At 74.4% G+C, this 9,170-nt stretch carries 8 protein-coding genes; 3 read left to right on the forward strand and 5 right to left on the reverse strand.

Annotation, left to right across the window (positions count from 1 at the left end; all coding sequences use genetic code 11):
• Positions 1-15 precede the first annotated feature (15 nt).
• The 3 genes from putP to dctP all read right to left on the reverse strand — a co-directional run bounded on the left by putP (position 16) and on the right by dctP (position 3,886).
• Positions 16-1,509, reverse strand: coding sequence for a sodium/proline symporter PutP (gene putP / locus ACYVGT_RS15800; protein WP_460858856.1), 1,494 nt, complete (start codon positions 1,507-1,509; stop codon positions 16-18).
• A gap of 395 nt (positions 1,510-1,904) precedes the next feature.
• Positions 1,905-2,783 (reverse strand): fumarylacetoacetate hydrolase family protein, encoded by an 879-nt coding sequence (locus tag ACYVGT_RS15805; protein ID WP_460858860.1) that lies wholly within the window; start codon positions 2,781-2,783, stop codon positions 1,905-1,907.
• A gap of 74 nt (positions 2,784-2,857) precedes the next feature.
• A complete protein-coding gene (dctP, locus tag ACYVGT_RS15810) occupies positions 2,858-3,886 on the reverse strand; it encodes a TRAP transporter substrate-binding protein DctP (protein WP_460858863.1) in 1,029 nt (342 codons plus the stop codon).
• A gap of 131 nt (positions 3,887-4,017) precedes the next feature.
• On the opposite strand from dctP, the gene ACYVGT_RS15815 reads away from it, so the two are divergent.
• Positions 4,018-4,857 carry an IclR family transcriptional regulator gene (locus ACYVGT_RS15815; RefSeq protein ID WP_460858865.1) on the forward strand — a complete coding sequence of 280 codons (840 nt, stop codon included), beginning with the start codon at positions 4,018-4,020 and terminating at the stop codon, positions 4,855-4,857.
• 5 nt (positions 4,858-4,862) lie between these two features.
• Here the strand turns inward: ACYVGT_RS15815 and ACYVGT_RS15820 are convergent, their stop codons facing one another.
• Complete coding sequence (locus tag ACYVGT_RS15820; protein WP_460858869.1) at positions 4,863-6,143, reverse strand: TRAP transporter large permease; 1,281 nt, start codon at positions 6,141-6,143, stop codon at positions 4,863-4,865.
• Between the two features lies 1 nt (position 6,144).
• On the reverse strand, positions 6,145-6,771 hold the full coding sequence (locus ACYVGT_RS15825) for a TRAP transporter small permease (RefSeq protein WP_460858873.1): 627 nt from the start codon (positions 6,769-6,771) through the stop codon (positions 6,145-6,147).
• Positions 6,772-6,916: 145 nt separating this feature from the next.
• Between ACYVGT_RS15825 and ACYVGT_RS15830 the strand changes: the two genes are divergently transcribed.
• The gene (locus ACYVGT_RS15830) at positions 6,917-7,774 is read left to right on the forward strand and encodes a (Fe-S)-binding protein (RefSeq protein ID WP_460858877.1); all 858 of its coding nucleotides are present in this window, start codon (positions 6,917-6,919) and stop codon (positions 7,772-7,774) included.
• On the forward strand, positions 7,771-9,170 hold a 1,400-nt coding region (locus ACYVGT_RS15835), incomplete at its 3' end, for an LUD domain-containing protein (RefSeq protein ID WP_460858880.1). The genes ACYVGT_RS15830 and ACYVGT_RS15835, both read left to right, overlap by 4 nt.

Below are 9,170 nucleotides of genomic sequence, written 5' to 3' on the forward strand. Positions count from 1 at the left end.
TCAGGGAGCGGCCGGCTACTTGGCCCGGGCGAGTTCGGCGGCCTCGTCGAACTCCCGCTGGATGTCAGCGCTCGGGCGGTAGGTGGCGAGGCTGACGGCGATGGCGACCGCGAGGTTGGCGGCGAAGCCCGGGATGATCTCGTACAGGTCCGTGCCGAAGACGGCGGGGCCGAAGTTGGACCAGAGGATGACGGTGACGGCGCCGGTGACCATGCCCGCCAGGGCGCCCCAGTTGGTGAGCTTGCGCCAGAACAGACTCAGCAGGATGGCCGGGCCGAAGGAGGCACCGAAGCCGGCCCAGGCGAAGGCGACGAGCTGGAGGATCGTCTCGCCCGGGTCCAGGGCGAGGACGGTGGCCAGCACCGCGACGGCGAGGACGCACACGCGGCCGAGCCGCAGCAGGGTGCGCTCGGAGGTGCTGCGGCCGAACACCTTGTAGAGGTCTTCGACGAAGGCCGAGGAGCAGACCACCAGCTGGCTCGACACGGTGCTCATGATCGCCGCGAGGACGGCCGCGAACACGAAGCCGACCAGGAGCGGGTGCATCAGGATCTGCGACAGCGCCAGGACGACGTGTTCGGGGTTGCCCAGCTCCAGGCCGGAGTTGTGGAAGTAGGCGATGCCGATCAGACCGCAGGAGACCGCGCCGACCAGGGAGACGGCCATCCACGAGATGCCGATCCGGCGGGCGGCGCGGGCGGAGGCGGGGTTGCGCATCGCCATGAACCGGACGATGACGTGCGGCTGGCCGAAGTAGCCCAGGCCCCAGGCGAGCGACGAGATGACGCCGACCGCCACGCCGGCGGTGAGGCCGCCGCCGAAGAACGACAGCCGCTCGGGGTCGATGGCGCGGATGGCCTCGGTGGTGTCGCCGATGCCGCCGACGGCGAAGAGCGCGATCATCGGAACGATCAGCAGGGCCAGGAGCATCATGGTGCCCTGGACGACGTCGGTGAGCGAGGCGCCGAGGAAGCCGCCGATGAGCGTGTAGACGAGAGTGACGGCAGCGACGATCAGCATGCCGGTCAGGTAGGGGGTGTCGAAGGCGAGGACGAAGAACTCGCCGCCGGCGACCAGCATCGAGGAGACGTAGAAGGTGAAGAACACCAGCAGGATGCCGCCGGAGGCCACGCGCAGCGCACGCGAACGGTCGCGCAGCCGGTTCTCGAAGAAGCTCGGCAGGGTGATGGAGTTCTGGGCGACCTCGGTGTAGGAGCGCAGCCGCGGCGCGACGAAGCGCCAGTTCAGGTAGGCGCCGATCGTCAGTCCGATGGCGATCCACGCCTCGATCAGGCCGACCGCGTAGATTGCGCCGGGCAGGCCCATCATCAGCCAGCCGGACATGTCCGAGGCGCCCGCGCTCAGCGCCGCCGCCCACGACGGCAGGTTGCGCCCCGCGAGCATATAGCCCTCGTGATCATGGGTCTTCCGGTAGGCGTAGAGCCCGATGGCGACCATGACGGCGAAGTACAGGACGAGCGCGGTGATCTGGAAACTCTGGTCGGACATGGGATCCTCTTCGTGCCGTGGCCGCGTGCTGTCGGGGGAGGGGACGCGGTGGGCAATCCACCGCCCGGTGCCTGCACTGCCCCGCGGCCGCGGACCGAGTACGGGCACTCGTGCGCAGGCCGCCGGTGCGGCCGAGGGGACGACGCATCCGCCGGTGGCTGCCTGCATTGCACGGTCGTCCGCTGGATGGTTCCTATCACATTCCGTGACAGAACCACACTTCGCAACAAATCGGAACTAGTGCGACAAAGCAGGCGCAATCCTGCGACGGGTCAGCGCGTGCCCCTCCCCGCGCGGGCGGCGCGGAAGTGCCCATCGCCCCGCCGGGCGGGGCCGGGCAGCAGGCGAGGGCAGCCCGATGAGGGCCGGGGCGGCAGCCGCCCCGGCCGTGAGCGCTACGTGGCCTTGCGGAGGGTCTGGTGCTGGCGGCCCAGGCCGGCGATTTCGAGTTCGAGGGAGTCGTCGGGGGCGAGGTAGGGGAAGCGGCCGGACATGGCGACGCCCTCCGGGGTGCCGGTGAGGACGAGGTCGCCCGGGTCGAGGACCATGACGCGGCTGAGGCGGCGGACGAGTTCGGCGGCGCCCACGATCATGTCGGCCGTCGTCGAGTCCTGGCGCGGCTCGCCGTTCACCCAGGAGCGCAGCTGCAGCGCGCCGGGCGGGGCCGGAAGGTCGGCCGCCGGCACCAGCCGCGGACCGGTCGGGGTGAACGTCTCGCAGCTCTTGCCCTTCGACCACTGGCCGCCGGAGGCGTCCAGCTGCAGGTACCGCTCCGACACGTCGTTGGCGACCGTGTAGCCGGCGATGTGCGCCGCCGCCTCCTCCGCCGACTCCAGGTAGCGGGCCCGGCGGCCGATCACCACCGCCAGCTCCACCTCCCAGTCGACCTTCTCCGCACCCGGCGGGATCAGCACGTCGTCGTCGGGGCCGACCACCGTGTTGGGGTGCTTGAAGAACAGCGGCGGGTCGGCCGGCGGCGGCGAGCCCGACTCGGCCGCGTGCGCGGCGTAGTTCATGCCGATGCACACCACCGCGCCGGGCCGCGCGATGGGCGGGCCGGTGCGCGCCCCCTCCGCGCCGGCGAGCAGCGGCAGCTCGCCGCCCTCGACCGCGGAGCGCACCCGCGCGAACGGGGCGCCTGCGCCGTCGAAGCAGGACTCGAAGAATGCGGCGTCGATGTCGGTGGTGAGCGGCCGCAGGTCGCGGATCGCGCCATCGGCGCCGATGGCGGCCGGCGTCTCGGCGCCGGGCTCGCCCAGTCGGACGAAGTGCACGGGTTCTCCTCCACTGCTGGGTCGGTTCGGTGGCTGGTTGTGCTGAGGCGCGCGGATGGGGCGGTCGCCCCGGCTCACTCCGCCGCCTCGTCCTGGATGCGTTCGTAGAGGCCGTTCCACTCGGGGTGCAGGACCGGCAGTTCGGCGCGGGCCTTGGCGGCGAACGCGGCGGTGTCGACGTCCTCGACGACCTCCGGGCTGTCTGCCGCCCGCCAGTCGGCCAGGATGGACTCCTCCTGCTCGGTGATGCAGTCCTGCACCTCGGGGACGGCCGCGGTGAAGGCGGCGTCCAGCGCCTCCTGCTGCCCGGGTGCGAGCCGCTGGTAGGCGGGCTCCGCGATCACCGGCATGACCCCCTGCACGATGTGCCCGGTCAGCGACACGTACGACTGGACCTCGTCGAAGCGCATGGTGCGGATGGTCGGGATCGGGTTCTCCTGGGCGTCGATCACGCCCTGCTGCAGGCCCAGGTACGCCTCGCCCAGCGCCATCGGGGTGGCGGTGCCGCTCATCACCTCCGTGTTGGAGAGGTAGACCGGAGCACTGGGCACCCGGATCTTGCTGCCGGCGAGGTCGCCGGGTCCGCGGACCGGATGGCTGGCGGTGGTGTGCCGGGTGCCGTAGTACCAGGAGGCGGGCACCCGCAGCCCGGCCTCCTCGCGCAGCCCTTCCCACACCTGTGCGCCGATCGGGCCGTTGGTGACGGCGTCGAAGTGTGCGACGTCGCGGAATGCGTAGGCGGAGTCGAAGACGGCGGCCGGCGGGTACCAGGTGCCGAAGAACGCCGGACCGGCGATGGTCATGTCGAGGCTGCCGGTGCGCAGCAGCTGCAGCGCCTGCTCCTCGTTGCCGAGCTGGGCCGAGGGGAACGCCTGCAGGTCGATGCCGTGGTCGGCGAGCCGCTCGCGGACCGGTTCGACGCCGCAGGTGTGGGCCGGGTGGGCGGGGTCGTAGACGTGCGACAGCCGCAGCACGGTGCCGCCCGCGGCGCGCACCGGCTCGGGCACGGCGGCGGGGTCGGGCGGGTGCCCCACGCAGCCCGCCGCCAGCAGCACCGCGGCGGCCGATGCGAGGGCGCGGCGCAGCACGGTTACCATCTGCATCGGCGCCTCCTCCGGTGGGCGGGGCGGCGGGGTCCGCCGCTCCGTACGGGGGCGGGGGATGCCTGCCCGGCAGCCCCCGACTGCCCGCTGCGGACGCCGTCCACCGCGAACGCCCTAGGGTGAACAGCACTATGGTGAACCGGACCGGGGAACGACAGGCGGAGCCGGCGGAGCAGCGGGCAGAGCCGGCGGCCGAGAGCGGCCGGTCGCTGTCGCCGGCCGTGACCCGCGCCGCCGCAGTGCTCGACCTGCTCGCGGAGCGGCGCGGCAGCGCGCTGGGGCTGGCGGAGATCGCGCGCAGCCTCGGGCTCGCCAAGTCCTCGGTCTCCAACATCTGCGGCGCGCTGGTCGACGCCGGGCTGCTGCGCCGGCTCCCCGAGGGCTACGTGCTGGGCCACCGGCTGGTGGCCTACGCCGAGGCGTACCTGTCCGGGGTGGACGTGGTCCGCGAGTTCCACGACGCGTGCCGGGACAGCCCCGGCGCCGACGGTGAGACGGTGCAGCTCGCGGTGCTCAGCGCGGTGAGCGCGGAGGTGGTCTACCTGGCGCGGCGCGACGGCCGCCACCCGGTGGTGCTCGCCTCGCAGGTCGGCCGCCCGCTGCCGGCCACCACGACGGCGACCGGCAAGGCGCTGCTGGCCGAGCTCGGCCCGGAGGAGCTGCGCGCCCGGCTCGGCGCGGGTGCGCTGCCGGTGCTCACCCCGCGCTCGCTCACCGACCCCGCCGCGCTGGCGGAGGAGCTCGGGCGCATCCGCGAGCGCGGGTACGCGGTGGACGACGGGGAGACCCTGGAAGGCCTGTTCTGCATCGCCGCCACGGTCCCCGGGACGGCGCAGCGCGGCCAGCCGGCCGCGGTCAGCTTCACCGGGCTCGCCGCGGCCGCGGGGGACACCGAGGCGCGCGCCGCCCGGCTGCGCGCGCTCGCCGCCGGCCTCGGCGCCCGGATGGGCGGCGCGCCCGCGCCGCGCTGACCCGCTCACGCGTACCCCAGCAGTCCCGGGAGCCAGAGGCTCACCGCCGGGATGAAGGTGACGATCACCAGGCAGAGGCCGAGCGGCGCCAGCACCCCCAGCATGCTGCGGGCGACCCGGTGGACGGGCAGCCCGGTCACCGTGCTCAGCACGAACACGACCAGGCCGATCGGCGGGGTCAGCAGGCCGACCATGAAGTTGAGGATCATGAAGACGCCGAGGTGCAGCGGGTCGATGCCGAAGGCGCCGGTCACCGGAAGCAGCACCGGGGCCATGACGAGGATGGCGGCGGTCGGCTCCAGCACCATGCCGACCAGCAGCATCAGCACGTTGGCCAGGATGAGCAGCACGATCGGGCTGTCGGTGGCGGTGGCCAGCGAGGCGGCCACCTGCTGCGGCACCTGCTCCCGGGTGAGGACCCAGCCGAACAGGGAGGCCGCGCCGACGATGAGCATGATCGAGGCCGTGGTCTCCGCGCTGGAGAGCACCATGCGGTACAGGCCGCGCACGGTGAGCCGCCGGTAGACCGCGGCGAGCACCAGCACGTAGACGACCGCGACCGCCGCGGCCTCGGTCGGCGTGAACAGGCCGCTGAGAATGCCGCCGAGGATGATCACCGGCGCGAACAGCGGCAGCAGCGCGGAGCGGACGGCGGCGGCCTTCTGCGCGCGGGTGGTGCGCACCGGGTCGGCCGCCGGCTCCGTGCGGACCCGCACGAAGACGGTCGCGCACAGCATGGCGAACACCAGCAGCGCCGGCAGGATGCCCGCCACGAACAGTGCGCCGACCGACACCCCGGCGGTGGTGGCGTAGATGATGGCCGGGATGCTCGGCGGCATGATCCCGCCGATCAGCGAGGACGCGCCGGAGATCCCGACCGAGAAGCGCTCGCTGTAGCCGCGGCGGGTCATCTCGGCGACCTGGATCCGGCCGAGCGCGGACACGTCGGCGATCGCCGCGCCGCTCATCCAGGAGAACACCAGGCTGGCGCCCACGTTGGCGTAGCCGAGGTTGCCGCGCACCCGGTCGAGCAGCACCTCGCCGGCGGAGAAGAGCCGGTCGGTCACCCCCGCGGCCATCGCCGCCGCGCCGGTGAGGATGAACAGGGGGACGGCCAGCAGCGGGAACACGTCGACGCCGGCGGCGATCCGGAGCACCGCGGCGGAGACCGAGGCGTCCGGGACCAGGACGAGGTAGACCATGCTGGGCGCGGCCAGCGCGAAGGCCACCGGGACGCGGGCCAGCATGAGCACCAGCACGCCGGCGACGAGCAGGGCGGCCGCCACCTCAGGCCCCTTCCGCGAGGGCGCGGTCGTCGCGCAGCGTCTCCGGGTGGCGCCAGACGACGGCGGAGTTCAGCGCCGCGTGCAGGCAGACCAGCCCGAACCCGGGGACTCCGGAGCCGTAGACCCAGGCCAGCGAGGCGCCGGCGGCCGGTGAGGCCACCCCCGCCAGGGCGGTGGCCACCTGCCAGGACAGCACGGCCAGCGTGCCGGCCACGGCCATCACCGCGAGGTTGGCGCCGATCTCCAGCACTGCGGTGCCGCGCGGCCCCAGGGCGCGGCTGAAGACGCGGGCGGTGATGTGCCGGCGCCGCGCCATGACCAGGCCGGACCCGACCAGGGTGAGCCAGATGAGGGCATAGCGTGCGACCTCCTCGGTCCACACCAGGGGAGCGGCGAGCACGTAGCGGCTCACCACCTGGAACAGGACCAGGGTGAAGACGGCGCCGAGCAGGGCGACGGCGGCGGCGCGCTCGGCGTGCATCAGCGCACGCAGCGCGCGGGAGCGCTGCTCCAGGTACTCCTGCGGTTCGGGAGGGTCGTCGGCCGCTCCGGCCGCTCCGGCCGGTGCACGGCCGGCGGGCGGACCGGGCGGGGGGCCGGGGGGCCGTTCAGGGGGCTGCGCGGTCATGGGGAACCGCCCTCGGTCGGTGGGGCGTCGGCGGCGAGCGGCTGGTGTTCAGTATGTGGAACGCCGGGCAGCATTCTGGCGTGTTCTGCACAGGACGGTAAGCAGCCGATGTGACTCAGGTCAAGCCCGTGTTACGTTCACCACCATGGCCGACGTTCAGCATGCTGCACGCCCATCGGACGACGACCCCGGGCCCGCGCAGACCCGCACCCCCGGTCCCCGCCCCGAGCCCCCCGCCCGCGTCGCCCTGTTCGGCGGCTGCATCAGCGACGCAGCCGCCCCCGGCCCCCTCCGCGCCGCGGCCGCCGTGCTCGCCCGGATGGGGGTGCGCGCCACGGCTCCCGCCGCGCAGAGCTGCTGCGGCCAGCCCGCGCTGAACAGCGGGCACCCCCGCCCCGCCGCCGCGCTCGCCCGGCACTGGGTGCGCACCTTCGAGCGCTATCCGGCCGTCGTCTCGGTCTCCGGATCCTGCACCGCGACCGCCGTCCACCACTACCCCCGCCTGCTCACCGGCGGCTGGCGCTCCCGCGCCGCGGCGGTCCTGGAGCGCACCTGGGAGTTCACCAGGTTCGTCGCCGACTACGGCGCAGCACTGCCGGCCCGGGCGCAGCCCGGCCCGGGCGGGGAGCCCGCCACCGCCTGCTACCACGACTCCTGCCACATGCTGCGCACCCTCGGCGAGCGGGCGGCGCCGCGCACCGTCCTGGACCGCATCGGCGGCCTGGAGCTGCGCGAGATGGAGGACCCCGACATCTGCTGCGGCTTCGGCGGCACCTTCGCGGTGAAGTTCCCCGAGGTCTCGACCGCCATGGCCGACCGCAAACTCGACCAGGCCGCGCGCACCGGCGCCGGCGACCTGGTCTCGGCCGACGCCGGCTGCCTCCTCCACCTCCAGGCCCGCGCCGCCCGCCGCGGCGGCACCGGGCAGCGACACCTGCACGTCGCCGAGGTGCTCGCCGCCGCGCTGGACGGCGGCCCCGGCGGCGCAGGGGAGGGACGGTGAGCGCCGCGCGCGGAAACCCGCGCCGGTCCAGTGCCCTGCGCGGCAGCGAGGCGGTGCCGCTGCGCCGCCCGGAGTGGGCCGCCCCGTCCTACCCGCCGGGCGCGATCCCGCTGCCGGTGCTGGCGGCCGGCGCCCTCTCCGCCCCCGGCGCCGGGGCCACCGCCGACCGGCTCACCGCCCTCGACCGCGCGTGGAACGGCCCGGGCTTCTCGCCCGAAGCCGCAGCGCTGCGCGACCGCGGCGCCGCGATCCGCCGCGAGACACTCGCCGACCTGGAAGGCCACCTGCAGCAGCTGACCGAGTCGGTGGAGCGTGCGGGCGGCCGGGTGCACCGCGCCGCGACCCCGGCCGACGGCCGCGCCGCGATCGGCCGGATCGCCGCCGAGCACGGCGCCCGGCTCGCAGTGAAATCCAAGTCGATGGCCACCGAGGAGCTCGCGCTCAACCCCTACCTCGAGGAGCGCGGGGTCGAGGTGGTGGAGACCGACCTCGGCGAGTACATCGTGCAGCTCGCCGACGAGCGGCCCAGCCACATCATCGCCCCCGCCGCGCACACCTCCCGCCGCGACGTGGTCCAGCTCTTCTCCGACCTGGACGGCGCCGCGGTCCCCGAGGAGCCGGAGGCGCTGACCGCCTTCGCCCGGTCGCGGCTGCGCGCCGACTTCCGCTCCGCGGACCTGGGGATCTCCGGCGTCAACTTCGCCGCGGCCGACACCGGCACCCTCGCGCTCACCACCAACGAGGGCAACGGGCGCATGGTCACCTCGCAGCCGCGCGTGCATATCGCCGTGATGACGGTGGAGAAGGTCATCCCGCGGATGGCCGACCTCGCCGTCCTCTTCCCGCTGCTCGCCCACGCCGCCACCAAGCAGCAGCTCACCGTCTACCAGACCCTGGTCACCGGGCCCCGCCGGGCGGACGAGGCAGACGGCCCCGAGGAGCTGCACCTCGTCATCCTCGACAACGGCCGCACCCGCCTGCCCGGCACCCGCTACGAGGACGTGCTCGCCTGCATCCGGTGCGGCGCCTGCCAGGGGGCCTGCCCGGTCTACCGCACGCTCGGCGGCGGCCACGGATACGGCTCGGTCTACGGCGGCCCGATCGGCGCCGTCCTCAGTCCGCTGCTGGACGACGGCGCCCCGCACGGCGAACTGCCGTTCCTGTCCTCCCTGTGCGGCAAGTGCGCCGACGTCTGCCCGGTCAAGATCCCGCTCCCGGACCTGCTGGTCGACCTGCGCGCCGACTACGAGCAGCGCGCGCCCGGGGCGGCGCTGCGCCGGTCGGGGTGGCGCGCCTGGGCCTGGGCCGGCCGCGGCCGACTCCGGTGGGGTGCGGCGCTGGCCCTGCTGCGCTCCGCCGGCCGGCTGCCCCGCCTCCCGCTGCCCGGCTACGCGGG

Source organism: Nocardiopsis coralliicola (assembly GCF_054779695.1).

What these genes read in the sequence shown, in the direction of transcription:
- putP (WP_460858856.1), bottom strand. Translation starts at nt 1,509, where the DNA reads ATGTCCGACCAGAGTTTCCAGATCACCGCGCTCGTCCTGTACTTCGCC.
- dctP (WP_460858863.1), bottom strand. Translation starts at nt 3,886, where the DNA reads ATGCAGATGGTAACCGTGCTGCGCCGCGCCCTCGCATCGGCCGCCGCG.
- ACYVGT_RS15815 (WP_460858865.1), top strand. Translation starts at nt 4,018, where the DNA reads ATGGTGAACCGGACCGGGGAACGACAGGCGGAGCCGGCGGAGCAGCGG.
- ACYVGT_RS15825 (WP_460858873.1), bottom strand. Translation starts at nt 6,771, where the DNA reads ATGACCGCGCAGCCCCCTGAACGGCCCCCCGGCCCCCCGCCCGGTCCG.
- ACYVGT_RS15830 (WP_460858877.1), top strand. Translation starts at nt 6,917, where the DNA reads ATGGCCGACGTTCAGCATGCTGCACGCCCATCGGACGACGACCCCGGG.